Origin of the sequence: Escherichia sp. MOD1-EC5189 (assembly GCF_002966045.1) — a bacterium.
Lineage (GTDB): Bacteria > Pseudomonadota > Gammaproteobacteria > Enterobacterales > Enterobacteriaceae > Escherichia > Escherichia coli_F.
Map to the genome: position 1 here is coordinate 18,001 of NZ_PTRX01000003.1, position 24,542 is coordinate 42,542.

Annotated in this window: 25 protein-coding genes and 2 pseudogenes; 20 read left to right on the forward strand and 7 right to left on the reverse strand. The window is 49.9% G+C overall.

What is annotated here, in order from left to right; translation table 11 throughout:
• From ATB02_RS02980 to ATB02_RS03045, 14 genes and pseudogenes are all read left to right on the forward strand, one after another.
• Nucleotides 1–441 carry a DUF3277 family protein gene (locus ATB02_RS02980; RefSeq protein WP_000109249.1) on the forward strand — a complete coding sequence of 147 codons (441 nt, stop codon included), beginning with the start codon at nucleotides 1–3 and terminating at the stop codon, nucleotides 439–441.
• A 3-nt stretch (nucleotides 442–444) separates the two neighbouring features.
• Nucleotides 445–897 (forward strand): phage tail assembly chaperone, encoded by a 453-nt coding sequence (locus tag ATB02_RS02985; RefSeq protein WP_000393961.1) that lies wholly within the window; start codon nucleotides 445–447, stop codon nucleotides 895–897.
• Between the two features lie 23 nt (nucleotides 898–920).
• Entirely contained in the window at nucleotides 921–1,085 is a 165-nt protein-coding gene (locus ATB02_RS26585; protein ID WP_071819661.1) for a DUF6889 family protein, read from the forward strand.
• On the forward strand, nucleotides 1,075–3,063 hold the full coding sequence (locus ATB02_RS02995; RefSeq protein ID WP_001683165.1) for a hypothetical protein: 1,989 nt from the start codon (nucleotides 1,075–1,077) through the stop codon (nucleotides 3,061–3,063). Before ATB02_RS26585 ends, ATB02_RS02995 begins: the two co-directional genes overlap by 11 nt.
• Complete coding sequence (locus ATB02_RS03000) at nucleotides 3,063–3,650, forward strand: phage baseplate protein (RefSeq protein WP_001430514.1); 588 nt, start codon at nucleotides 3,063–3,065, stop codon at nucleotides 3,648–3,650. The genes ATB02_RS02995 and ATB02_RS03000 overlap by 1 nt, the downstream gene beginning before the upstream one ends.
• Entirely contained in the window at nucleotides 3,650–3,952 is a 303-nt protein-coding gene (locus tag ATB02_RS03005; RefSeq protein WP_000155119.1) for a phage baseplate plug family protein, read from the forward strand. Before ATB02_RS03000 ends, ATB02_RS03005 begins: the two co-directional genes overlap by 1 nt.
• Nucleotides 3,953–3,954: 2 nt before the next feature.
• Nucleotides 3,955–5,019, forward strand: a complete 1,065-nt coding sequence (locus ATB02_RS03010) for a hypothetical protein (RefSeq protein ID WP_105271060.1) — start codon at nucleotides 3,955–3,957, stop codon at nucleotides 5,017–5,019.
• Between the two features lie 2 nt (nucleotides 5,020–5,021).
• On the forward strand, nucleotides 5,022–5,747 hold the full coding sequence (locus tag ATB02_RS03015; protein WP_105271061.1) for a hypothetical protein: 726 nt from the start codon (nucleotides 5,022–5,024) through the stop codon (nucleotides 5,745–5,747).
• 65 nt (nucleotides 5,748–5,812) lie between these two features.
• On the forward strand, nucleotides 5,813–6,565 hold the full coding sequence (locus ATB02_RS03020) for a Gp138 family membrane-puncturing spike protein (protein ID WP_105271062.1): 753 nt from the start codon (nucleotides 5,813–5,815) through the stop codon (nucleotides 6,563–6,565).
• A complete protein-coding gene (locus ATB02_RS03025) occupies nucleotides 6,565–6,918 on the forward strand; it encodes a hypothetical protein (protein WP_105271063.1) in 354 nt (117 codons plus the stop codon). Before ATB02_RS03020 ends, ATB02_RS03025 begins: the two co-directional genes overlap by 1 nt.
• Complete coding sequence (locus tag ATB02_RS03030) at nucleotides 6,918–8,117, forward strand: baseplate J/gp47 family protein (protein WP_105271064.1); 1,200 nt, start codon at nucleotides 6,918–6,920, stop codon at nucleotides 8,115–8,117. Before ATB02_RS03025 ends, ATB02_RS03030 begins: the two co-directional genes overlap by 1 nt.
• Complete coding sequence (locus ATB02_RS03035) at nucleotides 8,114–8,794, forward strand: DUF2612 domain-containing protein (RefSeq protein ID WP_105271065.1); 681 nt, start codon at nucleotides 8,114–8,116, stop codon at nucleotides 8,792–8,794. Before ATB02_RS03030 ends, ATB02_RS03035 begins: the two co-directional genes overlap by 4 nt.
• A gap of 452 nt (nucleotides 8,795–9,246) precedes the next feature.
• Nucleotides 9,247–9,870: pseudogene (locus ATB02_RS26590) on the forward strand (tail fiber protein); the annotation flags it as partial.
• Complete coding sequence (locus tag ATB02_RS03045; RefSeq protein ID WP_105271067.1) at nucleotides 9,870–10,448, forward strand: tail fiber assembly protein; 579 nt, start codon at nucleotides 9,870–9,872, stop codon at nucleotides 10,446–10,448. The pseudogene ATB02_RS26590 and the gene ATB02_RS03045, both read left to right, overlap by 1 nt.
• 43 nt (nucleotides 10,449–10,491) lie before the next feature.
• Here the strand turns inward: ATB02_RS03045 and ATB02_RS03050 are convergent, their stop codons facing one another.
• A complete protein-coding gene (locus ATB02_RS03050) occupies nucleotides 10,492–11,064 on the reverse strand; it encodes a serine acetyltransferase (RefSeq protein WP_122995823.1) in 573 nt (190 codons plus the stop codon).
• A 155-nt stretch (nucleotides 11,065–11,219) separates the two neighbouring features.
• On the opposite strand from ATB02_RS03050, the pseudogene ATB02_RS03055 reads away from it, so the two are divergent.
• Together ATB02_RS03055 and pphA are read left to right on the forward strand one after the other, a co-directional pair.
• Nucleotides 11,220–11,345 (forward strand): annotated as a pseudogene (locus tag ATB02_RS03055) (helix-turn-helix domain-containing protein); the annotation flags it as partial.
• Nucleotides 11,346–11,809: 464 nt separating this feature from the next.
• Nucleotides 11,810–12,466, forward strand: a complete 657-nt coding sequence (gene pphA / locus ATB02_RS03065) for a protein-serine/threonine phosphatase (RefSeq protein ID WP_105271068.1) — start codon at nucleotides 11,810–11,812, stop codon at nucleotides 12,464–12,466.
• On the opposite strand, the gene ATB02_RS03070 is transcribed toward pphA, so the two are convergent.
• From ATB02_RS03070 to yebS, 5 genes are all read right to left on the reverse strand, one after another.
• On the reverse strand, nucleotides 12,467–12,658 hold the full coding sequence (locus tag ATB02_RS03070; RefSeq protein ID WP_001296140.1) for a YebW family protein: 192 nt from the start codon (nucleotides 12,656–12,658) through the stop codon (nucleotides 12,467–12,469).
• A gap of 104 nt (nucleotides 12,659–12,762) precedes the next feature.
• Nucleotides 12,763–12,999: a YebV family protein gene (locus ATB02_RS03075; protein WP_001295499.1), complete on the reverse strand. Its 237-nt coding sequence runs from the start codon at nucleotides 12,997–12,999 to the stop codon at nucleotides 12,763–12,765.
• A gap of 117 nt (nucleotides 13,000–13,116) precedes the next feature.
• On the reverse strand, nucleotides 13,117–14,556 hold the full coding sequence (gene rsmF / locus ATB02_RS03080) for a 16S rRNA (cytosine(1407)-C(5))-methyltransferase RsmF (RefSeq protein WP_105271124.1): 1,440 nt from the start codon (nucleotides 14,554–14,556) through the stop codon (nucleotides 13,117–13,119).
• 79 nt (nucleotides 14,557–14,635) lie between these two features.
• Nucleotides 14,636–17,269: a lipid-binding membrane homeostasis protein YebT gene (gene yebT, locus ATB02_RS03085; RefSeq protein ID WP_001360729.1), complete on the reverse strand. Its 2,634-nt coding sequence runs from the start codon at nucleotides 17,267–17,269 to the stop codon at nucleotides 14,636–14,638.
• Nucleotides 17,238–18,521 carry a membrane integrity lipid transport subunit YebS gene (gene yebS / locus ATB02_RS03090; protein ID WP_001354731.1) on the reverse strand — a complete coding sequence of 428 codons (1,284 nt, stop codon included), beginning with the start codon at nucleotides 18,519–18,521 and terminating at the stop codon, nucleotides 17,238–17,240. The genes yebT and yebS overlap by 32 nt, the downstream gene beginning before the upstream one ends.
• A gap of 129 nt (nucleotides 18,522–18,650) precedes the next feature.
• On the opposite strand from yebS, the gene msrC reads away from it, so the two are divergent.
• The 4 genes from msrC (at nucleotide 18,651) to htpX (ending at nucleotide 23,084) form a co-directional block, all read left to right on the forward strand.
• Nucleotides 18,651–19,148, forward strand: a complete 498-nt coding sequence (msrC, locus tag ATB02_RS03095) for an L-methionine (R)-S-oxide reductase (protein ID WP_001043890.1) — start codon at nucleotides 18,651–18,653, stop codon at nucleotides 19,146–19,148.
• 96 nt (nucleotides 19,149–19,244) lie between these two features.
• Nucleotides 19,245–19,943: an RNA chaperone ProQ gene (gene proQ / locus ATB02_RS03100; protein WP_000431368.1), complete on the forward strand. Its 699-nt coding sequence runs from the start codon at nucleotides 19,245–19,247 to the stop codon at nucleotides 19,941–19,943.
• 19 nt (nucleotides 19,944–19,962) lie between these two features.
• Entirely contained in the window at nucleotides 19,963–22,011 is a 2,049-nt protein-coding gene (gene prc, locus ATB02_RS03105; RefSeq protein WP_001055790.1) for a carboxy terminal-processing peptidase, read from the forward strand.
• 191 nt (nucleotides 22,012–22,202) lie between these two features.
• Nucleotides 22,203–23,084 (forward strand): protease HtpX, encoded by an 882-nt coding sequence (htpX, locus tag ATB02_RS03110; protein WP_000984517.1) that lies wholly within the window; start codon nucleotides 22,203–22,205, stop codon nucleotides 23,082–23,084.
• A gap of 45 nt (nucleotides 23,085–23,129) precedes the next feature.
• Here the strand turns inward: htpX and ATB02_RS03115 are convergent, their stop codons facing one another.
• Nucleotides 23,130–24,503, reverse strand: a complete 1,374-nt coding sequence (locus ATB02_RS03115; protein ID WP_105271069.1) for an MFS transporter — start codon at nucleotides 24,501–24,503, stop codon at nucleotides 23,130–23,132.
• Nucleotides 24,504–24,542: the final 39 nt, after the last annotated feature.

Here is a 24,542-nt window from a genome sequence, read left to right on the forward strand (position 1 = left end):
ATGTCTACCTATTCTTTTATGGATGTCACTGCGACGCTGACCGGGCCGACCGGTTCGATTGACCTCGGGTACGGTTCGGCAAGTTCTGAAGAGGGGATTGTGGTTGCGATGGGCGGTCCTAAAAACACCATGACCATCGGTGCTGATGGCGAAGTGATGCACAGTCTCCATGCAGATAAAAGCGGGACGATTACCGTTAACCTTCTGAAGACATCACCGACAAATAAAAAATTGTCGCTGGCGTATAACGCACAGAGCCAGTCTTCTGCCACATGGGGGAATAACGTTATCGTGATCCGCAACAAGGTCAGCGGCGACATCATCACGGCACGCAGTGTTGCGTTCCAGAAACAACCGGATAACGCCAACGCTAAAACCGGTAATACGATGCCGTGGGTATTTGACTGCGGCAAGATTGACCAGGTTCTCGGGGAGTTTTAATACATGGAATTCGAAATCAAAGGCGTGAAATATCGCGTGGCAAAACTCAGCGTTTTTGACCAGCTGAAAGTGACCCGCAAACTTCTGCCGGTGCTGGCAGGAATGATGTCAGATTTCGGGAGCATTCGCTCCCGTTTGCCTGCTGATGGCAAAATCGACACCGTGAAATTCGAGCAGTTAAAACCGGTGTTTGAAACCATGCTCCCGCGTATCGCTGAGGAACTGTCTTCCCTGACCGAAGATGACACCGATGCGATTATTCATCCCTGTCTTGCGGTGGTGTCGCGGCGTCATATGGACGGATGGGTGCCGGTATTTACCCGGGGCGAACTGATGTTTGATGATATTGACCTGCTGGTCATGCTTCATCTGGTGGCGCGGGTGGTCGCCGATTCGCTGGGAAATTTTTTGCCTACACCCCTTACCAGCACGACGCAGAGCCTGCAACAGGGCTGACGTTTAACAGCCTGCCGGACGGGCTGTCCTACCTTCTCAATCCGGTTGACGCCGGGTTAATTCCTTATACAGCACTTAAAGATGGCTCTGTCGATTTGTACGACATTGCTCTCTTGAATGACCATCTGGCGGTAAAAGCGGATAACCAGCGGCGCATTGAGAAATGGAGAGAGGATAATGAACGCTGAAACTATTAAAGATTTCCTCGTCTCGCTTGGCTTCAGTGTGGATGATGCAGGAGCGAAAAAGTTCGGTTCTGTCCTCGCCGGTACAACGGCAAATGTCATCAAAATGGGGCTGGCCGTTGAAGGAGCCGCGCTGTCCGTGGTGGCCTTCACGGCTAAGATCGCCTCCGGTCTGGATAATCTTTACTGGGCGTCACAGCGCACCGGCGCGACAGTCCAGGGAATTCAGTCTATTGGCTATGCGGTTTCGCAGGTTGGCGGCAGCGTGGACGCTGCGCGATCTTCTCTGGAAAACCTCTCCCGGTTTATTCGTAATAATCCCGGGGCGGAGGGATTTCTGAATCGCCTGGGCGTACAGACCCGTGATGCCAGCGGTAACATGCGTGACATGGCCGCTATCTTTACGGGCGTTGGACAGAAACTCAGCAGCATGCCGTATTACCGGGCTAACCAGTATGCGCAGATGCTGGGCATTGACGAAAATACCCTTATGGCGATGCGCCGGGGTGTGGGTGGCTTCTCCGGGCAGTACAGCGCAATGGCGAAAGCTATCGGCTTCAATGCTGACGAGGCGGCCAGAAGCTCCAACAAATTTATGACCTCCTTGCGTGAGTTTAGCGCGATGGCAGGCATGGCCCGTGACAAAATCGGCTCTAATCTTGCGGGTGGGCTTGCAGGTTCGCTGGACACCCTGCGCCGCCATATCCTGGACAACTTCCCTCGTATCGAGCAGACCCTGACGAAAGCCATAAAAGGCATTCTGGCGCTCGGGGATATTATCGGGCGGCTGTTCTTCAGACTGATTGAGGGGACATCAGGCCTTATCACCTGGTGGCAATCGCTGGATAAGCAAACGCGGGAGTTGATCTCGCTGTTTGGCGCACTGACGATTGCGCTGCGCATTCTGAACAGTACGTTCTGGATGTCGCCGGTTGGCCTCATTACCGCGCTGGCGGCGGGGATTGCCCTCCTGTGGGAGGACTATCAGACCTGGAAGGAAGGCGGCGACAGCCTGATTGACTGGGGCAAGTGGAAACCGGAGGTCGATGCCGCGCTGAAGATGGTTCGTGACCTTAAAACGACCGTTAACGATCTGGCGAAAGCGCTGGCGAAACTACTCAATATTGACCCCAAATCATGGTCCCTGAAGTGGGATTTCAGCAACTTCATCGACCAGATGGGCGAATTCAGCAAAATGCTGAACATGATCGCCGACCTGCTCAACGCTATCAAAGATGGACGCTGGGCTGATGCCGTCAGCATCGGCAAACAGATACTTAATCAGGGCAGCGAAAATCCGTCAGCGATGCCGATGGTTACAGACAGCGCTAACAGTACTGCCGACTGGATTAAAGAGCACTGGGGATTCGATCCCCGCAGTGTGGGCCGGACGGTACGCGGCTGGTTTGGTGATGATGAGCCGGAACAACATGCACAGGCTACGAAACGAGGAGAACGGAATAACAATCCGGGAAACCTTAATTTTGCTGGTCAGGCGGGGGCTTCTCTTGAACACCCGGGCGGGCGATTTGCCAGATTTGAAACTGCCTTTGATGGATTACGGGCTCTTGCTCGTCAGTTAATGTTGTACGCCGGGCGAGGAATAAACAGTGTGGAAAAAATTATCTCTACCTGGGCACCTGCCTCTGATAATAACAACACAACTGCGTATATCAGGGCTGTATCGCAACGACTGGGAGTGGATCCCCGGGCTGCCCTGAATATGAGCGATCCGAAAACCATGTCAGCATTGATGAGCAGCATTATCCAGCATGAAAATGGAAGAAATATCTATTCTCGAGAGCTGATTAATAAGGCTGCCGTGGCGGGAATTAGTGGCAAAATGACAGAGGTTAACCAGCAAAATACCTACCACATTTACGGTGGCGGAGATCCGCACGCTGTCGGTAATGAGGTTGCACGTCGGCAACAGTCTGCAAATGCTCAGGTTATGCGAAGTAATCAGGTGAGGGTGGGTTAGTGGATATTCTCTCTACACTTTTTCATCAGCAGAGCAGAAAAATAGGAATGATTGTTCCCAGTGTTGTTATTTCAGAGAAGCATACAGATATGCTTGAAATAACCGAGCATCCGGTAGAGGTTGGGGCTGCTGTCGCTGATCATGCCTATAAAAAACCGTCAGAAGTGGTGATGGAGGTTGGTTTCGCCGGTGGCGGCACATTGCTGGATTTTGCCAGTAACCTGACGGCTACCAGCCTGCTCGGCCTGAGTCCTCAGCAGACGTATCAGGAGCTACTGGATTTGCAGGAAAGCCGTATCCCCTTCGATGTGGTAACCGGTAAACGGCTGTACAGCAACATGTTGATCCGGGCGCTGGAAGTGACGACGGACAAGACAACCGAAAATGTCCTGTCCGCCGTCCTTACCCTGAGGGAGGTCCTTATCTCCCGGACACAGCAGATTACCGTCGCGGATAAAACCAACATGAAGGAAGGGGCCAGCACGTCGGCGGTACAGAATAGCGGCAACAAAACCACAAAGCCTCCAGATACTTCACTGCTGAAAAGCATTACGGGTAACGTGGCGTCATTACTGGGGGGCGGCTAATGACAATTCAGGAAATTCCGCTGACAGCGGACAATCAGCAGTTCAGCATCGTCCTGGGTGGTGTCACCTGGCGGATTAGCATCATATGGCGCGATCTGTACTGGATTATGGACCTGCAGAACGACAGAGGGGAGCCGGTAATCTCCGGTATTCCTCTCGTCACTGGTGCTGACCTGCTGGCGCAGTACGCCTGTATGGGGCTTGGTTTTAAGCTGGTGGTGGTCTGTGATGACAACACACAGGATTACCCCACAAAAACTGACCTGGGCGGTCGCAGCCATTTACTGGTATCAACGGAGTAAGCATGTCACAGAACTGGATGAGACATTTCGAGCTGCAGCTTGTGGACGGGAACGGTCAGGGAATTGAGCTAAGTGATTTCAAAGTCACCTTTACGATCGACTGGTTCAACATCAGCAGCGCGTCCCGGGTAGGGACTATCAAAATTTATAACCTCTCGGCAGATACTGTGAACCGAATCACTGGGAAGGAATTTTCGAAAGTGCGGCTGATTGCCGGTTACGACGGTATCGCGCCGGAGGTGGCGGCAAGCGACGTCGGGACCGTGCGCGAAGTCGACGCGGCGGACGTGGGCCAGACAGATGGCCGCAACTACGGACTGATTTTCAGCGGTGAAATTCGCTACTCGGTCACAGGAAAAGACAGTCCGGTTGATACCTACGTCCTGATTCAGGCAGCAGATACTGATCTGGCATTTGCCACCAGTATAACCTCACAGACGCTGGCTGCCGGTTACACGGTCGCAGATGTGAACCGTGCGCTGATGAAAGACTTTGAGGCCAAAGGCGCGACCGAAGGACTGACGCCTGAAATGCCTGCTACCGTATACCCTCGAGGGCGGGTGCTGTTCGGCATGACACGGCATCTTATGGATAACGTGGCCGGACAATGTGGCGCAACATGGCAATTTGTGGACGGTCAGCGCCAGATGGTGGCGAATAACGAGTATGTTCACGACGCGATTGTGCTCAACAGCGCCACCGGGCTTATCGGCATGCCGCAGCAGACTATCGGCAACGGTGTAAACGTCCGCGCTCTTATTAATCCGAACATCCGGGTTAACGGGCTTATTCAGCTGGATCAGGCTTCCGTGTACCGCACCGCGCTGTCGAACAATGATATTGCGATGGCTGGTGGGCAGATCACCGACCAGAACACGGACGGAAATATCACGCTAAGCGGCACCACATCGCAGCCTGCCAGCATCGCAACGGATGGCGTTTATATTGTGCGCGGGATTATGTACACTGGCGACACAAGGGGCCAGGCGTGGTACATGGATATGATGTGCTTTGCTCGAGGTGCTAGTGATATTCCTAGCCAGTCAGCGATGAATCGAGGTGCATAATAGTGAGCAGGCTTGCGATAACCACAATCGTATTTTCTCTTTTTTTAACTTCATGTAGTTGGGATCCTAATGGTGCTAAAGCGCAGGGAAAATGGCTATCCCAAAAAAATGAAGAAAAACAAGCGTACGATAAGCAAGTTGAGGAGAGCCAGAAAAGCAGGCTTCAAATACAGCGCGAAGAAAAGTCTCAATTTGAAGTTTCACATCCAGAGGTTATCGTTGCTGGTGTTGGGAACGAGCTTAAAAGTAAGGGTGCAGAATCTTTGCGAGATGCGTACAACAGCATTCCATTCGTAACTCGTTATCCGGGAACCACGGACCCTAACAAAGTTTATACCTATGTCGGTGACTACAAATTAAATTTGCAACTGGTTAACACATCTGTGCTTTCTCAGATCTCAGATTGCAAACGCATTTCAGCGTATGCCGATGTTGATATTAATCGTACTTGCTTCAATCAAATTGGAAATGATTTGAGTTTGTTTGCATCTGTAATTAAAGACAAAAATATTACTGGAATTGCAAAAAAAGCAGCTCTACGAGATTCAACTTACGGAACTAAAATTGATTTTGGTCATGCTGCGCGTTTAGCAAAAATGCATGCCACTTTATGCCAAAAGCAGGGCGGTAAAGGATTTGTCAAAATGTCGACTGTAGCTGTGCCTTGCGGCTCTTCAGGCGATGTAATTAACTATCGAAGCGCCGGTAAGATGGGGCTTATAAACTGAAAAGATCAAATTAGTCACATAAAACCCGCCGGATGGCGGGTTTTTTGCTTTCTGGAGCCTACTAAATGGCAGTATCTGACCAGACCCGCAGCGGCGACCTTGCCGAAACATTTAAATCTGAACGGGAAACAACAAAGAACCAGATCCGTGTCGCCTTGCCAGGCATTGTTCAGTCATTCGCTCCTGATGCGGTGACGGCGGTTGTACAGCCTGCTATCCGTTACGTTGAAATTGATAACGACGGCAACCGCATTACCAAAAATTACCCATTGCTGGTGGATGTGCCAGTGGTATTCCCGCGTGGCGGAGGCTGTACGCTAACGTTTCCAGTTAAAGCCGGTGATGAATGCCTGGTGATTTTTGCCGATCGTTGTATTGATTTCTGGTGGCAGAGTGGCGGGATACAGGAGCCGGTCGATGACCGGGTGCATGATTTATCGGATGCTTTCTGTATCGTCGGGCCGCAGTCTCAGGCGCAGAAAATAAGCGGAATAAGCACCAGTGGCGCGCAGCTGCGTAGTGACGACGGCAGCACCTATTTTGAGCTTAATCCTGATACCAGGAAAATTAAAATTGTCGCTCCGGGTGGTCTTGATGTGGTTGCCCCTCTGGCTGATTTTTCTGAGAAAGTAACCATTCATGGCCTGTTAACCTGGATGGGGGGCATGGTGGGGTCTGTTGTTTCTGGTGTGGCTTCAAAAATCACTGGTGCTGTTGAGTTTTTGGGTAGCGTGAAGGCTAACGGCAAGCTAATCGATGATACGCACACTCATGGTGGTGTTCAGCGCGGTGGAAGCAATACCGACGGAGTAAACTGATGCGATACAGACGTGAAGACGCCGATGGCGATTACACCTTTGGCAGCGGTGATGATACCTGGCTGATTAACTCACCGGAGGCCGTGGCGCAGGCGGTAAAAACGCAATTCGAATTGTGGTATGGGCAATGGTTTCTAGACACCACCGAAGGGACTCCGTGGATCCAGTCCGTACTCGGTAAGCAGAAGCCGGAAACCTACAATCTGGCGATCCGTAAGCGCATCCTCGAAACGCGGGGCGTTAAATCAATCCTCTCTTTCAATACTACAGTGGATACCACGACCCGACGTGTCATGTTTTCCGCTGAAATCGACACTCTTTATGGAATAACGACTGTTACATCGGAGGCGTAATGGCTCTGAACCTTGATTCTCTCGGTTTATCTGCAAAGGTAACCGCGGAGGGGATCAGTGCGCCTGATTATCAGACGATACTCAGCACCCTGATTGGCTATTTTCAGCAGATTTATGGCAGTGATGCCTACCTCGAACCGGACAGCAAAGACGGCCAGATGGTGGCTCTGATGGCGCTGGCGATTCATGATGCCAATAATATGGCGATAACTGTCTACAACTGTTTTTCACCGGCAACCGGCTATGGGGCTGCACTGACCAGTAACGTGAAAATAAATGGTATTTCACGTAAAGGCGCAACGAATTCTACGGTTGATTTGCTTCTTACAGGAACTGCCGGAACAACCATCATTAATGGCAGCGTGAAAGACAGTAATAATGTGATATGGCGTTTGCCTGCTTCAGTGGTGGTCGGCGTGGATGGTACAGTGATGGCGACCGCAACATGTTCCGTCAGTGGTGCAGTGGCGGCGCTGGCTGGAACTATCACTGAAATTAATACGCCAACCCGTGGCTGGGTTTCGGTAACTAATCCTGCTGCGGCTACTGTGGGCACTCCGGCAGAAACTGACGCTGAGTTACGTATCCGCCAGTCGCAAAGTGTTGCGTTGCCATCAATAACCCCATTTGAAGCACTGGATGGTGCTGTTTCTAATGTTACCGGTGTAACCCGCCACAAACTCTATGAAAACGATACTGGTTCGGAGGACGGTAACGGGTTACCGCCACACTCTGTTGCTGTAATTGTGGATGGCGGTGATGTGACGGATATTGCTCAGGCTATCAGAGGGAATAAAGGCCAGGGGACAGCCACTCACGGTACAACATCCGTTACGGTTCCGGATAAATACGGCAATCCCCATGTAATCAAATTCTCGCGTTCCAGTGATGTACCTGTTTATGCCCGGATTAAATTAAAAGTTTTTACGGGTTATACCTCACAGATAGGGCAGCAGATCCAGCAGGCTATTTCCGGCTATATCAATAGTCTGATGATTGGTGATTCGGTCCTTTTAAGTCGCATTTACTCACCGGCGAATCTTGGCGTGGTGAGTGGCGGGAATGCACGCTATTACGATATTCAGGAACTGACGATTGGGAAATCCCCGGGGGCTTTGTCGTCATCAAACATTGATATCAGATACAACGAATCTGCGTCCTGTACCCCGGAAAATATCGTTATAACGGTGGAGTCATGAGCAAATACACCGAACTAATCACGAACTACCACGCCACCAAACCTAAATTTCTTGCGCATGTTGATCTGATGACCCGGCCACTTATTGATGTTGCGGCTGCCACCAGAGGGCTGATTACTGCATTTGATATTGACTCTGCGGTTGGTGTGCAACTTGACATTCTTGGATTGTGGATCGGACGTAGCCGTGTTGTCAGCCAGCCTATCTCAGGTGTCTATTTCAGCTGGGATACCGACGGGCTTGGATATGATCAGGGGGTATGGCGGGGACCATACGATCCTGATTCAGGATACATGTATCTCAGCGATGAAACTTATCGTGTCATTCTTAAAGCGAAGATTGCGATTAATAACTGGGACGGACGGAATGATTCGCTTCCGGCAATTCTTGACGCTGCAACAGCAGGATCCGGGCTGCGAATGCAGATAGTCGATAACCAGGACATGACGATATCGGTCTGGGTCTTTCCTGATACTGATATTTCAGATGTATCGCGTGAGTTAATTGCGGCAATTAAACAGGGGTATCTCACAGTTAAAGCCGCCGGGGTTTGGGCGGGTGACATTGAAACACCTTCGGTGAAAACCCCATCGGAAGGCTCAAAATTTTTTGGTTTTGATATGGATAACGAATTTATCAGTGGTTTTGATGTAGGGGCATGGGGAGTATTACTCTGATGGCAAAAAATGACTTTAAAGCATTCGCAACGGGTAAAAATGCCAATGTTATGCCGCAGGAGGAATGGGAAGCGTTGCCTGCGCTTTTATCCGGATTTACAGCAGGGAAAGCATCCAGTGCGCAAGTCAATAAGGTTATTCGGCAGGCCAGCTTTATTGCATCTGCAATAGCACAATATACAGCAAATGAAAGTGGACTGGATGTACAGGACGATGGCGATCAGGCCGGCTTTATCGCAAAAATGTCGTCTGCATTAGATAAGAACTATCAGAGAATTAATGCCATACTTACCGCACTTGCTAATCTTTCAGCATCCGAAAACAAATTACCGTATTTTACCAATCAAGATACCGCTAATTTGGCTGACCTGACACAGGTTGGGCGAGATATTTTGGCAAAAAGCTCTGTTGCTGATGTCCTTAAATATCTTGGTCTGGAAGATAATTCGACCTTTCCTGTAGGTGCCCCGATCCCGTGGCCATCAGATACAGTTCCATCTGGTTATGCTCTGATGCAGGGACAGACTTTTGACAAGTCTGCATACCCGAAACTTGCAGCCGCTTATCCGTCAGGCGTGATCCCTGATATGCGTGGCTGGACGATTAAGGGCAAGCCCGCCAGTGGTCGTGCCGTATTGTCTCAGGAACAGGACGGCATTAAATCGCACACCCACAGCGCCAGCGTATCCAGTACGGATTTGGGTACGAAAACCACATCGTCGTTTGATTACGGGACGAAAACAACCTCACTATTTGACTATGGGACCAAAACTACCAGTAACGCCGGGAGTCACACGCATTCAATACCAACATCAGATGGTGCAAACCAGGGGGGGAAAATTCCACTGACATCTGGGCGTCTGGCAACTCAATATACATCAGCAACAACAGGTTCCTCTGGCTCACATTCTCATACTGTAGGTATTGGTTCTCATCAGCACACTGTCGGTATTGGTGCACACACGCACTCCGTTGCGATTGGTTCACATGGACACACCATCACCGTTAACGCTGCTGGTAACGCGGAAAACACCGTCAAAAACATCGCATTTAACTATATTGTGAGGCTCGCATAATGGAATTCAGAATGAGTGAACAACCACAGACCATAAAAATTTATAATCTGCTGGCCGGAACTAATGAATTTATTGGTGAAGGTGATGCATACATTCCACCTCATACAGGTCTGCCAGCAAACAGTACCGATATTGCACCGCCAGATATTCCGGCTGGCTTCGTGGCTGTTTTCAACACTGATGAGGCATCGTGGCATCTCGTTGAAGACCATCGGGGTAAAACCGTCTATGACGTGGCTTCCGGCGACGCGTTATTTATTTCTGAACTTGGCCCATTACCGGAAAATGTCACCTGGTTATCCCCGGAAGGGGAGTTTCAGAAGTGGAACGGTACATCTTGGGTGAAAGATGCAGAAGCAGAAAAACTGTTTCGGAGCCAGGAGGCGGAAGAAACAAAAAACAGCCTGATGCAGGTAGCTAGCGAGCATATTGCGCCACTTCAGGATGCTGTAGATTTGGATATTGCGACGGAAGAAGAGGCATCGTTACTGGCTGCATGGAAGACATATCGGGTATTGTTGAATCGTGTTGATACAACAGTAGCAGCGGATATTGAGTGGCCAGTCGCCCCACAATAAAAAGAAAAAGCCATCGATAGAAATATCGATGGCTTTATGTGCTCTATTTATACAATACAACACCGCTCTTTTTAGTTATATATGTGCAGTTCGATGGTATATCTTTATTTATAAAAGACATTGCGCCTATTTTTACATTATCCCCAATTTTACGTGATAATCCAATGATGCAACAATTAGCTCCGATATCAACGTTACTACCAATTTTTACTCTTGAACCAGGTATGTCACCATCTATCTGTCCAATCGTAGTATTCTGTCGTAACACCAGATTTTCACCAGCATCAACAGCAAAATGAACAACAATTCCAGCGTGATGGGGAATTGTTAGCCCTTTTCCAATTTTTGCTCCCAGTCCAATCTCGCAACCAAATTTGTTAATTATTTTATTGTTTAACTTTTTAGCAGCTTTCTTATGTAATTTATTACCATTAATATACATTTCGTTAGCCAGCCGCCACCAGAAAAGGAAATTCCTGTTACGTTGTTTTTTTTCTCTGAAAAGCCTCCAGATATCCATATACTCCCGCCGTATTACTTCAGATTTCCAAAAGCTTTTTAAATCAGAAGAATTCCCAAGTAAAACAAAATGAATTGCTATTAAGTAAGATAACACGATAATCTCCTTAATTATTACTTTCGACCATATTAGCCCTAAATTTAATGAAGTGTAAAATCTGGTTGTTTGTTATTTAAAAGCTAAGTTCGTGATACTTTACGGATGCTGAGGAGAGCATTATACGATATTTTTCTGCACACTCATAGTAACAAACACCAGAACAATGGGCGCAGGCCGGGCGATTAATTGCATCAGGCGTTCCTCGCCAGAAGGTGGCTATTATCTATGATGTTGGTGTGTCAACTTTGTATAAGAGGTTTCCGGTCGGAGATAAATGAAACCGTAGCACGTCGTATGCAAGAACGTGCCACGGCTGGCTGATGGACGTTCGATAGCGCGAGTTTGAATGAAAATCAGCCGGCGATGATTTTACATAATTGCTACGGAATTATTCAATACAGGAATTGCTTGTGTATGCATGGATTGACCTGAAATATTCCCGAAAATTTCTCTAAAAAACTCGAAAAAAATGGTAACTAATTGAATGCATTGGTATGCAATGCTATGTGTTCAGGATTGAAAAATGCGCGCTTTTTTATTTAATATATTGATTTTAAATGATTTTATTTCTCGTTGACGAATACAGGAATCGTGTTCGGTCTCTTTTTATCTGTTAAAAGCCAGAAGCATTCCCTTCGCTGACTTTATAGTCAACCATAACACACACTCTACTGTCTGAGTCCAGCGTTTTTTAACATTCTTGTTAAGATTATGTGATCTTTAGCGCGGGAGGAAAATATTGATGAAACAGCCTGCGCCCGTTTATCAGAGAGTTGCGGGTCATCAATGGCGACATATCTGGCTTTCAGGCGATATACACGGTTGTCTTGAGCAGTTGCGCCGCAAATTATGGCATTGTCGTTTTGATCCGTGGCGAGATTTACTTATCTCAGTGGGAGACGTTATCGATCGTGGGCCGCAAAGTTTACGTTGCCTGCAGTTACTGGAACAACATTGGGTTCGTGCGGTAAGAGGCAATCATGAACAGATGGCGATGGATGCGCTGGCATCCCAGCAGATGTCATTGTGGTTGATGAATGGCGGCGACTGGTTTATTGCGCTGGCAGATAATCAACAGAAACAAGCGAAAACGGCGCTGGAAAAATGTCAGTATTTGCCCTTTATTCTTGAAGTACACAGTCGCACCGGCAAACATGTTATTGCCCATGCCGATTATCCGGATGATGTTTATGAATGGCAAAAGGACGTCGATTTGCATCAGGTCTTGTGGAGCCGCTCACGATTACGTGAAGGCCAAAAAGGGCAGGGAATTACAGGTGCTGATCATTTCTGGTTTGGTCATACACCGTTGCGCCATCGCGTGGATATTGGCAACCTGCATTATATTGATACCGGTGCTGTCTTTGGGGGAGAACTGACTCTTGTGCAATTGCAATAATTAAAAATCACCGTACTCCTGTGCAGGTCGCCAGAAACCATCTATAAAATCCTCAATCGGAAAACAACCGCCATGGCGGATCCGTTGATCGCTCATAGAATAAAGACACTGTTGTTCCGTGTTGTAGACATCCACAACAATATCTTCACAACCGCCATCCAGGTAGCAAACAAAAAGTACCAGCGCGAACATTTCATCCCCGAAGTGTGGTGCCGTACCGTTAAGTTTAGGAGAGATTTTACAACGGGGGAATAACCAGGACAAATAACCCGCCATGCCGACGGGTTCTTTTTGGATCAGGCAAGACGCATAATCCAGGCATCAGATTGTTGATCGTAACGGGTACGGTAAAGGACAGAGTGTTCGCCATTTAGCAGGGCAGGGATACTGGTTTCAGCATCCCAGGCATCCAGTTGCATACATAAATCGGGGTCTGATTTACAAGGAATGGTTAACGTTCGATCACCCGGCGATTCGCCGTGTAATTCGCCGTCGTCGATTTCAAAAGCGCCTATGCGCACACTGGTTTTCATCTTCGTGCTCTCCATTTAGCTGCCGGTTGTGGTACGACCAGTCCGATCGCACCATTTTTCAGCCTAGTTGAGGCAGCCGAATGTGCCAGTCAAAAAGTGCGCTTTTTTTGTGCGCTTTCAGGCGTTACCGGTAAAAAGCTTCCCGTCGCGCACCAGTTCACGCGGGTAGCTGTTTTTCAGTCGCGAACCAATCCGTTTGGCTAAACCAATCGGCTGATGCTGGAAAGTAACCAATACATCATCCGCTACTGGCGCGGCTTGCGGGTAAACATCGCGCCCGCGATACCATTCTTCCGCTTCCTGCGGTGTCAGTTCAAAAGCGTTCACATTGTCGGGGGAGGCAAGGGCAATAACCGCTTCATGCTGCCAGCGATAACCTTTGTTATGTGTTTCGGCAAGTTTAATCCCCAACCGAGAAAATCGGACTTTACCGATCAAGGCTTCAATGCCCACCGGGAACAACCACAGTTCTTTGTCGCGTTGCCAGAGTCGCAGGTTTCCATCCCAGTTTAAGCCAACACTTGCAGCCGCCTGACGAATTTGACCGGCTTCGCGATCTTTCACCGGGCTAAACGGGAAATTGCCCACTTTGTATTTTGGGGCGGGTAAGACGGGGATCGCCTGAGTTTTACGCAGACGAGCAACGAAGAAGCCTTCGCAGTCGTAAATTTGTGGGAAAACATGCAAAAAGCCTTCTTCGGTCAGCGCCTTATTTGCACCAGGGAAGAGATCGCCAAGCGGTAAAAACTCTACTGCGTCGGGGTAAGTCTCTTTCAGCCACCGGCAGACGGCTTCATTTTCTTCCTGGTTTAAGGTACAGGTCGAGTAAATCAGCGTACCGCCAGGGCGTAATGCATGAAAGGCGCTGTCGATCAGTTCCCGTTGGGTAGCTGCGATTTCCTGATTGCTTTCTGGTGACCAGTTTTTTAGCGCATCGGGATCTTTACGCACCACGCCTTCGCCGGAGCAGGGAGCGTCCAGCAAAATGGCATCGAACATTTCTGGCACTGCCGCACCAAATACACGGCCATCAAAATGCGTGAGCGCAACATTACGGATGCCACAGCGGCTGATATTGGCATGTAACACTTTTACCCGACTGGCGGAAAACTCATTGGCAAGGATCGCCCCTTCGTTATTCATCCGCGCGGCAATTTGCGTCGTTTTGGAGCCGGGCGCGGCAGCGACATCCATCACCCGCTGTGGTGCATTACCGTCAGCAAACAAGGCGGCGACGGGCAACATTGAACTGGCTTCCTGAATATAAAACAGGCCACTTAAATGCTCGGCGGTACTACCCAATGGCAAGGCATCTTCATCGTTGCGTTCAATCCAGAAACCTTCTTCACACCACGGAATTGGCGTAAGCGTCCAGCCATAAGGGGCGGTTAATTGCAGGAAATCAGCAACGGAGATTTTCAGCGTATTAACGCGAATACTACGGCGCAACGGGCGCTGACAGGCGGCCAGAAAATCATCAAATGAGAGCGTCGAAGGCATTGCTTCGCGCATTTGTGTCAGAAAGGCGTCCGGGAAATAAACGGTGTGTTGGGCCACGAGCATGTACCACTGGCAAAAAAACAGGCGCGCAGTTTAGCATAAACGCTCCGGCGCAGGCACGCCGGAGCAGTGGGCATTATTTGGGAAGCGCTGTTCCCCATTCACGCCACTCTTTCGGTTCACTTTCCTGCAACAGGAAGTGCTTGCCTTCCTGGGCTTTCGGTGCCAGCGGCGTACCCGGAGGCGTAGCGAAGGCGATGCCGCCACGGATAAACTGGTTAAAGGTGCCGGTTTTCACGACGCCGCCCGTCAGACCAAAGTCCAGACTGTAACCCGATGCCAACCAGAAGACGGAATTGTTACGCACCAGGTGTTGATAGCGTTTACTGATGCGCATCGCAATCATCACGCGATCTGACAATGTCCCCAGCGTCATTCCGGTAACCGTACCGACTTCCAGACCACGGAACAGCACAGGCGTACCGATGCCTAACGAACCGGCTTCCGGCGCTTCAACAATAATGCTTAAGCCATCCAGGTAACGCGAATCAGTTATGGTGGCCTCTTGTAATTCAAAGTCGCGGCGAGGATTGCCCCGGCCTGGTTCGACGTTGATATACGGCTGGAGGATAGTATCAAGATGCTCAACGCCAGCTGCCGAAATTTGCGGTGTGACCACTGAGAAGCGTGTACCACCGCGTGCAAAGGTCTGGACATATTCCGGATAGAGTACCGCCTTTGCCTGTACTTCATTGCGCGCGGTAATCAGATCCAGCGTCTGGATTTGCCCGATATCAATACCGAGATAGCGAATTGGCATCCCGACCGCCAGTTTTCCGGCATCGAAAGCGTGAAGCGTAATTTGCCCTCCAACCGCACGGGCCGCTGTTTCGGAAGCATACAGAATTCGCTTGTCGCCTTTACGCTGACTGGCGCTGGCACCGCTGAGGTTATCGAAGCTAATAGCCCCCTTTAATGCTCTGGAGAGCGGGGATGCCTGTACAGTCAGACCACTACCATTTAGCTGAACTTTCGCCCCACCTTCTGCCCAGAACACGCTGTTGCTGGTCAGAAGGTTGCGATACTCCGGCTTAATATGCAGATCGATATCAAACGCGTTAGCTCGCGGACGCACAGTAATAACTTCACCAACTTCAAATTTACGGTACAGCACTACCGATCCTGCCTGCACATCTGGCAATGTCTCTGCACTCAAACTCACGGTTGTGGTGGGTAAATCGCTAAGGCTGTTCTCCAGCGCTTTTTCCAGATTGGCATACAGCGGATAGCTGGCTTTCATCTCGCCTTTATCGCCTGGCAGAATACGTATCCCGCCGTTAATCCATTCTGAGGCGCTGGCACCGAGAAACTCAACGCCATCCAGCCCCACCTTCACGTCGACACGGCTGTTGACGACAAATTTGCTATCGCCTTTTACCAGTTCGCGATGCTGAGGCTCGATGGCGACGGTAAAGGTGACGCCTTTGCTGGTGAGTTTACGATCAATAACCTGGCCTACCTGCACGCCGTGAAGAATGAGCGGCTGACCAGCATCAATGCCGTAACTTTCTGGTGCTGTCAGGGTCAGCGTCAGAACATCTGGCTCATGGAGCAGGGCTTTTTCGCCAGGAACAACAATAAACTCTTTACGTGGCTCACCGTCGCCCGGCACCAACTCGAAGGTTTTGCCGGTCAGCAAGGCACTGAGATTAGCATCGCTAAGGGATAATTTTGGATTACGTAATTCGATGCGGGTATTTTCCCGTAACAGCGTGACGACGCTGGGATCAACGGTCATTTCCCCAGTGACTTTACCACCAGGATTTAAATCCAGTTTAGTCAGCTGTCCGACTTCCAGCCCCTGATACATTAACGGCGTCGAGTCGGCGGTTAATCCGGCCCCACTCGGCAGTTCCAGTTTTATTATTACGCCACGCTGGCTGTGGGCCAGATCTTCATACAGACCAAAGGTATCTTCCGCCTCGGCAGGTTTCGACTCTTCAGGTGAATCGAAGGCAATCGCACCGTTAACCAGTGCCGCCAGACTTTCCAGTTTCACCTTCGCACCACTGATACTGACGTTGGCATCAACGCCAGAAACGTTCCAGAAACGGCTACCTTTTTTCACCAGATCGGTAAAACGCCGCTCGATCAGGACATCTATCACCACACCTTGTTTATTGGGATTGATGGCATAGTCGTAGACTTTACCCACCGGGATCTTGCGGAAATAGACCAGTGAACCACTGTTCAGTGAACCGAGATCGGGGGCTTGCAGGTGGATCATCAGATCGCCATTATCCAGCCGATATTTCGGTTGGGTATCGAGTGCGACAAAGTGATCCTGCTCTTTACCTTTACCCGGCATCATGCCGATATAGTTACCCCCGACGAGGGCGTCCAGCCCGGAGACACCTGCCAACGAGGCTTTTGGCGTCACCAGCCAGAACTGTGTCTCCTCGCGCAGCGCATCTTTCATATCGGACTTGATGCTGACTTTGACTTCAATCTTACGAAGATCGTCGCTCAGGCTGATATCCTGCACTGTTCCGACCTCAACGCCCTGATAACGAACAGGTGTGCGGCCCGGGACGATACCGTCCGCCGACATAAAGTCGATGGTGACGGTATTACCCCGATCCTGATAACTGTCCCAAATCAGCCAACCGGCAATCATAAGCGCGATGAACGGCAGCAGCCAGAAAGGTGAGATACGGCGTTTATTTTTAATCTGCGCTTCAGTCGTCGAAGCGGGCGTTTCCTGACTCATGTGCATCCCAAAGTAAGCGGCTGTCCAGCCATTCCACAGCAAGAATAGTCAAAATTACCGCTGCGCCGAAATAAAACGCAGCCGGTCCCATAGTAAAAGCGAGGATCTGATCGCGATTAATTAGCGACATGGTTAAAGATATGACAAACAGGTCGAGCATCGACCAGCGACCGATCCAGGTCACCATCCGCAGTAACAGAATCCGTGTGCGTAAACCTTGCTGGCATTTAAAATGAATGCTCAACAGTAAAGTGAACATGACGATCACTTTGGTAAATGGCACCAGAATACTGGCGATAAACACGATTCCGGCGACCGCAATGTTGCTACTTGCCAGCGACATAATCCCGGAAAGAATCGTATCTTCCTGCCGCCCACCATTCAGATAAATGATAGAAATAGGTAACAGGTTGGCAGGTAACAACAACACGATTGATGCTAACAGCGCTGCCCAGCACTTTTGCAGACTATGACGGCGACGCAGGCGTAGCGGGATATGGCAACGCGGGCAGCGACCACGCTGATCGGGATAGCCGGTAAAATGGCATCCCAGGCAGACACGAAGTTTCTCGTCCCTACGCGTAGCGGGGCGCTGTGGATAAAATCGCGCCCACAGTTCCTCGACATTAAGATGTGACAACGTCACCGTGGTCAATATCACTAATGCAACAAAAGAGAACAGACCAATACCCGCCTGAATGTGCGCATAATCCTGCACCTTTATAGAAGCAACGCCAATACCGACCAGATAGATGTCCAGCATCACCCACTCTTTCAATCGCTCAAGCATCAGCAGTACCGGGCGTAGATTCATTCCCAGTCGGTTACCAAACCATAAATAAGCTATGGAGGTCACCAGAATAAGGGGGGCACCAATAACGCAAAAAAAGACCATCGCCCCCGTTATTGCATCGCCCTGTTTGGTCATTTGCCAGATGCCTTGCATGACATTGGCGTCAATACGAATACCTAACAGCCAGATATGCAACAGCGGTTCGCCCCAGGCAAACGGCATCAGCAACAGCATGGTGAATGCCATTGCTGCCAGGCGCGTTAGCGACCAGTCGCGCCCGTCACGAATTTTTGCCTGACAGCGCGGACAATAGGCACTTTGATGAGAGTTTATCTCGGGTAGGCTAAACAGCATGTCACATTGTGGGCAACGTTGGTAATCACCACGCGGCAGTTCCTCGCCAATTGCCCTCACTGTTATCTTTTTTGTCGGCGTAATTTGTGGTGTGTTAAGAGCCATGACGTGCCAAATGTAATAAGAATTAACATTAATCTTAACCCATGATGGGAATGATCTTGAGCATTAACGCATTTAATGCTTATTTTAATAGGCTGGCAGTTCCAGGTAAGACAACCAAGTGATTACATAATGAACAAAACAGAATTTTACGCGGATTTAAACCGTGACTTTAACGCGCTGATGGCGGGAGAAACCAGTTTTCTGGCAACGCTTGCGAACACCAGTGCGTTGTTATATGAGCGTCTCACTGACGTAAACTGGGCAGGTTTTTATTTACTTGAGGACGAGACGTTGGTTCTCGGACCGTTTCAGGGCAAAATTGCTTGTGTACGCATCCCCGTCGGGCGCGGTGTGTGTGGCACTGCAGTTGCCCGTAATGAAGTGCAGCGAATCGAGGATGTTCACGCTTTTGACGGACATATTGCCTGTGATGCAGCAAGTAATTCTGAAATTGTCCTGCCGCTGGTGGTGAAAAATCAGATTATTGGTGTTCTCGATATCGACAGTACCGTCTTCGGTCGCTTTACAGACGAGGACGAGCAGGGCTTACGTCAGCTTGTGGCACAGCTTGAAAAGGTGCTTGCAATGACGGATTACAAAAAATTCTTTGCGAGCGTCGCAGGATAATCAACGGATAACGTAGCATTTACTGATGGCGTCATTATAATGACGCCTGTTCATGCCTGCGCTTGTTGGCTACGTCCGTTGTAATCAGGAAATTTCATGGAAAATCAACCTAAGTTGAATAGCAGTAAAGAAGTAATCGCGTTTCTGGCCGAACGTTTTCCCCACTGTTTCAGTGCGGAAGGTGAAGCGCGTCCGCTGAAAATCGGTATTTTTCAGGATTTGGTCGATCGTGTTGCCGGGGAAATGAACCTGAGCAAAACGCAATTGCGATCCGCTTTACGTCTCTATACCTCGAGCTGGCGTTACCTTTACGGTGTTAAACCCGGCGCAACGCGTGTCGATCTTGACGGCAACCCATGCGGTGAGCTGGACGAGCAACATGTAGAGCATGCTCGCAAGCAGCTTGAAGAAGCGAAAGCACGTGTTCAAGCACAGCGTGCTGAGCAGCAAGCGAAAAAACGCGAAGCTGCCGCAGCTGCTGGTGAGAAAGAAGACGCACCGCGCCGTGAACGCAAGCCACGTCCGACCACGCCACGCCGCAAAGAAGGCGCTGAGCGTAAACCACGTGCGCAAAAGCCGGTAGAGAAAGCGCCAAAAACAGCAAAAGCACCTCGCGAAGAACAGCACACCCCAGTTTCTGACATTTCAGCTCTGACTGTCGGACAAGCCCTGAAGGTGAAAGCGGGTCAAAACGCGATGGATGCCACCGTATTAGAAATCACCAAAGACGGCGTCCGCGTCCAACTGAATTCGGGTATGTCTTTGATTGTGCGCGCAGAACACCTGGTGTTCTGAAACGGAGGCCGGGCCAGGCATGAACATGTTTTTTAGGCTTACCGCGTTAGCTGGCCTGCTTGCAATAGCAGGCCAGACCTTCGCTGTAGAAGATATCACGCGTGCTGATCAAATTCCGGTGTTAAAGGAAGAGACGCAGCATGCGACGGTGAGTGAGCGCGTAACGTCGCGCTTCACCCGTTCTCATTATCGCCAGTTCGACCTCGATCAGGCATTTTCGGCTAAAATCTTTGACCGCTACCTGAATCTGCTCGATTACAGCCACAACGTGCTGCTGGCAAGCGATGTTGAACAGTTCGCGAAAAAGAAAACCGAGTTAGGCGATGAACTGCGTTCAGGCAAACTCGACGTTTTCTACGATCTCTACAATTTGGCGCAAAAGCGCCGTTTTGAACGTTACCAGTACGCTTTGTCGGTACTGGAAAAGCCGATGGATTTTACCGGCAACGACACTTATAACCTTGACCGCAGCAAAGCTCCATGGCCGAAAAACGAGGCTGAGTTGAACGCGCTGTGGGACAGTAAAGTCAAATTCGACGAGTTAAGTCTTAAGCTGACAGGAAAAACGGATAAAGAAATTCGTGAAACCCTGACTCGCCGCTACAAATTTGCCATTCGTCGTCTGGCGCAAACCAACAGCGAAGATGTTTTCTCGCTGGCAATGACGGCGTTTGCTCGTGAAATAGACCCGCATACCAACTATCTTTCCCCGCGTAATACCGAACAGTTCAACACTGAAATGAGTTTGTCGCTGGAAGGTATTGGCGCAGTGCTGCAAATGGATGATGACTACACCGTTATCAATTCGATGGTGGCAGGTGGCCCGGCAGCGAAGAGTAAAGCTATCAGCGTTGGTGACAAAATTGTCGGTGTTGGTCAAACAGGCAAGCCGATGGTTGACGTGATTGGCTGGCGTCTTGATGACGTGGTTGCCTTAATTAAAGGGCCGAAGGGCAGTAAAGTTCGTCTGGAAATTTTACCTGCCGGTAAAGGGACCAAGACCCGTACTGTAACGTTGACCCGTGAACGTATTCGCCTCGAAGACCGCGCGGTTAAAATGTCGGTGAAGACCGTCGGTAAAGAGAAAGTTGGCGTGCTGGATATTCCTGGCTTCTATGTGGGTTTGACAGATGATGTCAAAGTACAACTGCAGAAACTGGAAAAACAGAATGTCAGCAGTGTGATCATCGACCTGCGTAGCAATGGCGGTGGGGCGTTGACCGAGGCAGTATCGCTTTCAGGCCTGTTTATTCCTGCAGGTCCGATTGTTCAGGTTCGTGATAACAACGGTAAAGTTCGTGAAGACAGCGATACCGACGGTCAGGTCTTCTATAAAGGCCCGCTGGTGGTGCTGGTTGACCGCTTTAGTGCTTCGGCTTCAGAAATCTTTGCTGCGGCAATGCAGGATTACGGTCGTGCGCTGGTTGTGGGTGAACCGACATTTGGTAAAGGCACTGTCCAGCAGTACCGTTCATTGAACCGTATTTACGATCAGATGTTACGTCCTGAATGGCCAGCTTTGGGTTCTGTTCAATACACGATCCAGAAATTCTATCGCGTTAACGGCGGCAGTACGCAACGTAAGGGCGTAACGCCAGACATCATCATGCCGACAGGTAATGAAGAAACGGAAACGGGAGAGAAATTTGAAGATAACGCGCTGCCGTGGGATAGCATTGATGCTGCAACCTATGTGAAATCAGGCGATTTAACGGCCTTTGAACCGGAGTTGCTGAAGGCGCATAATGCGCGTATCGCGAAAGATCCTGAGTTCCAGAACATCATGAAGGATATCGCGCGCTTCAACGCCATGAAGGACAAGCGCAATATCGTTTCTCTGAATTACGCGGTGCGTGAGAAAGAGAATAATGAAGATGATGCGACGCGTCTGGCGCGTTTGAACGAACGCTTTAAACGCGAAGGTAAACCGGAGTTGAAGAAGCTGGATGATCTACCGAAAGATTACCAGGAACCGGATCCTTATCTGGATGAGACGGTGAATATCGCACTCGATTTGGCGAAGCTTGAAAAAGCCAGACCCGCGGAACAACCCGCTCCCGTCAAGTAACATCAATCAGGCACAAGAAATTGTGCCTGATTTTTTAACAGCGGCAAGATGCCGTAAATCAGATGCTACAAAATGTAAAGTTGTGTCTTTCTGGTGACTTACGCACTATCCAGACTTGAAAATAGTCGCGTAACCCATACGATGTGGGTATCGCATATTGCGTTTTGTTAAACTGAGGTAAAAAGAAAATTATGATGCGAATCGCGCTCTTCCTGCTAACGAACCTGGCCGTAATGGTCGTTTTCGGGCTGGTACTGAGCCTGACAGGGATACAGTCGAGCAGCGTTCAGGGGCTGATGATCATGGCCTTGCTGTTCGGTTTTGGTGGTTCCTTCGTTTCGCTTCTGATGTCCAAATGGATGGCATTACGATCTGTTGGCGGGGAAGTGATCGAGCAACCGCGTAACGAAAGGGAACGTTGGCTGGTCAATACTGTAGCAACCCAGGCTCGTCAGGCGGGGATCGCTATGCCGCAAGTGGCTATCTACCATGCGCCGGACATCAACGCTTTTGCAACCGGTGCGCGCCGTGATGCCTCTCTGGTTGCTGTCAGCACCGGTTTGCTGCAGAACATGAGCCCGGATGAAGCTGAGGCGGTAATTGCTCACGAAATCAGTCACATCGCCAATGGTGATATGGTCACCATGACGCTGATTCAGGGCGTGGTGAACACCTTCGTTATCTTTATTTCACGTATTCTGGCGCAGCTGGCTGCTGGCTTCATGGGCGGTAACCGTGACGAAGGTGAAGAGAGCAACGGCAACCCACTGATCTACTTTGCCGTCGCGACGGTGCTGGAACTGGTGTTTGGTATTCTGGCGAGCATTATCACCATGTGGTTCTCGCGTCACCGTGAATTCCACGCCGATGCGGGTTCAGCAAAACTGGTTGGTCGTGAGAAAATGATTGCCGCGCTGCAACGCCTGAAAACCAGCTATGAACCACAAGAAGCAACCAGCATGATGGCTTTCTGTATTAACGGGAAGTCGAAATCGCTCAGTGAGTTGTTCATGACTCACCCGCCGCTGGATAAACGTATTGAAGCTCTGCGTACGGGTGAATACCTGAAGTAATATGAAGTAAATACTAAAAAGCGCGTCCTGATCGACGCGCTTTTTTTATGCCCTGGATCGTGGCTGGGTAATACGTAAGCCACTGACACAGGCAGCAATCACTGCCAGAATAGCCGCAGCCATCAGCGAGACGTGTGTACCATTATCACCAAACTGATTTAGCATCAGCGCCACCAGCGCCGCGCCACTACTCTGACCCAATAGACGAGCCGTCCCTAACATGCCACTGGCCCCACCGCTACGTTCGCGCGGAGCGGAGGTAATAATGGTGTGGTTATTGGGTGACTGGAATAAGCCAAATCCAGCGCCACATAAGATCATCGGCCAGATAATATTGATATCCGCAGGTGACGCGGGCAGCAGAACCAGGGAAAAAAGCCCCGCAGCCATGATGAACAACCCTAAAGCACCCAGCAATCCTGCATGTACGCGTTCAATCAAATAGCCTGCCAGCGGAGCCATCACCATTGTTGCTAACGGCCACGGTGTCAGAAGTAAACCTGTTTCGACTTCACTACGCCCGAGCACGGTTTGCAGGTAAAAGGGCAGGGAAACCATTGCCAGCATTTGTGCGCAGAAAGAGCAAACAGATGTGCAAATAGAAAGCGAAAACAGCGGGATACGCAGTAAATCCACCGGTAGCAGCGGTACGGGAAGAGAAAGCTGGCGGCGAATAAAGAAAATACCAACGACAACCATTACCACCAGTTCCGCGCCAATCAACGTCAGCGATTGCCCCTGAGCGAAACCACTCAATGCAGTAATAAGCAGGCCGAAGGTTAACGCGTTCATCACGGCGCTGGGCAGGTCGAAACGGGGTTTACTGGCACGAGAGCCATTGGGTGGCAGAAAACGCATGGCCAGAAGCAGGGCGATAATACCCAACGGTACGTTGATTAAAAATAACCATTTCCAGGATGCGATGGAGAGGATTGCTGCAGCAATTGTCGGCCCGGCAGCAGAAGAGACGGCAACAATAAACGAGTTTACGCCCATCCCTCTACCCAGAAAACGTTGTGGATAGATCAGGCGGATAAGTGCAGTATTAACGCTCATCAACGCTGCACCGCCGAAACCTTGTATGACACGCGCAAAGGTGAGCATTTGTAGTGAATCAGAAAGGGCGCAGAACAGTGAAGACAACAGAAAAACGACCAGACCGCATTTATAAATACGTCGATAGCCAAACATATCGCCCAGAAACGAAAACGAGAGCAGGGAGATGACAATGGCGATTTGATAGGCGTTCACTACCCAGATGGAACTGGCCGGTGTGGCATGAAGGTCTGTGGCGATTGTTGGCAAGGCGACGTTGGCGATTGCGCCGTCAAGCACAGCCATCGAAATACCAATCACAATGGTTAATATCGCACCGTATCGCAGGGGCAATGGCAGGCCGTCGGCCTGAACTTTTGGCATAGGAATTTTATATCTTTGGTGAATAATCGGCAGGGGTAA

Coding starts and splice junctions, on each gene's coding strand:
- ATB02_RS03025 (WP_105271063.1), top strand. CDS start 6,565: ATGCGATACAGACGTGAAGACGCCGATGGCGATTACACCTTTGGCAGC.
- msrC (WP_001043890.1), top strand. CDS start 18,651: ATGAACAAAACAGAATTTTACGCGGATTTAAACCGTGACTTTAACGCG.
- ATB02_RS03115 (WP_105271069.1), bottom strand. CDS start 24,503: ATGCCAAAAGTTCAGGCCGACGGCCTGCCATTGCCCCTGCGATACGGT.
- ATB02_RS03070 (WP_001296140.1), bottom strand. CDS start 12,658: ATGTTCGCGCTGGTACTTTTTGTTTGCTACCTGGATGGCGGTTGTGAA.
- pphA (WP_105271068.1), top strand. CDS start 11,810: ATGAAACAGCCTGCGCCCGTTTATCAGAGAGTTGCGGGTCATCAATGG.
- ATB02_RS03045 (WP_105271067.1), top strand. CDS start 9,870: ATGGAATTCAGAATGAGTGAACAACCACAGACCATAAAAATTTATAAT.
- ATB02_RS03010 (WP_105271060.1), top strand. CDS start 3,955: ATGTCACAGAACTGGATGAGACATTTCGAGCTGCAGCTTGTGGACGGG.
- htpX (WP_000984517.1), top strand. CDS start 22,203: ATGATGCGAATCGCGCTCTTCCTGCTAACGAACCTGGCCGTAATGGTC.
- ATB02_RS02980 (WP_000109249.1), top strand. CDS start 1: ATGTCTACCTATTCTTTTATGGATGTCACTGCGACGCTGACCGGGCCG.
- ATB02_RS03035 (WP_105271065.1), top strand. CDS start 8,114: ATGAGCAAATACACCGAACTAATCACGAACTACCACGCCACCAAACCT.
- yebT (WP_001360729.1), bottom strand. CDS start 17,269: ATGAGTCAGGAAACGCCCGCTTCGACGACTGAAGCGCAGATTAAAAAT.
- ATB02_RS03030 (WP_105271064.1), top strand. CDS start 6,918: ATGGCTCTGAACCTTGATTCTCTCGGTTTATCTGCAAAGGTAACCGCG.
- proQ (WP_000431368.1), top strand. CDS start 19,245: ATGGAAAATCAACCTAAGTTGAATAGCAGTAAAGAAGTAATCGCGTTT.
- ATB02_RS03075 (WP_001295499.1), bottom strand. CDS start 12,999: ATGAAAACCAGTGTGCGCATAGGCGCTTTTGAAATCGACGACGGCGAA.
- ATB02_RS02995 (WP_001683165.1), top strand. CDS start 1,075: ATGAACGCTGAAACTATTAAAGATTTCCTCGTCTCGCTTGGCTTCAGT.
- ATB02_RS02985 (WP_000393961.1), top strand. CDS start 445: ATGGAATTCGAAATCAAAGGCGTGAAATATCGCGTGGCAAAACTCAGC.
- ATB02_RS03020 (WP_105271062.1), top strand. CDS start 5,813: ATGGCAGTATCTGACCAGACCCGCAGCGGCGACCTTGCCGAAACATTT.
- ATB02_RS03005 (WP_000155119.1), top strand. CDS start 3,650: ATGACAATTCAGGAAATTCCGCTGACAGCGGACAATCAGCAGTTCAGC.
- yebS (WP_001354731.1), bottom strand. CDS start 18,521: ATGGCTCTTAACACACCACAAATTACGCCGACAAAAAAGATAACAGTG.
- prc (WP_001055790.1), top strand. CDS start 19,963: ATGAACATGTTTTTTAGGCTTACCGCGTTAGCTGGCCTGCTTGCAATA.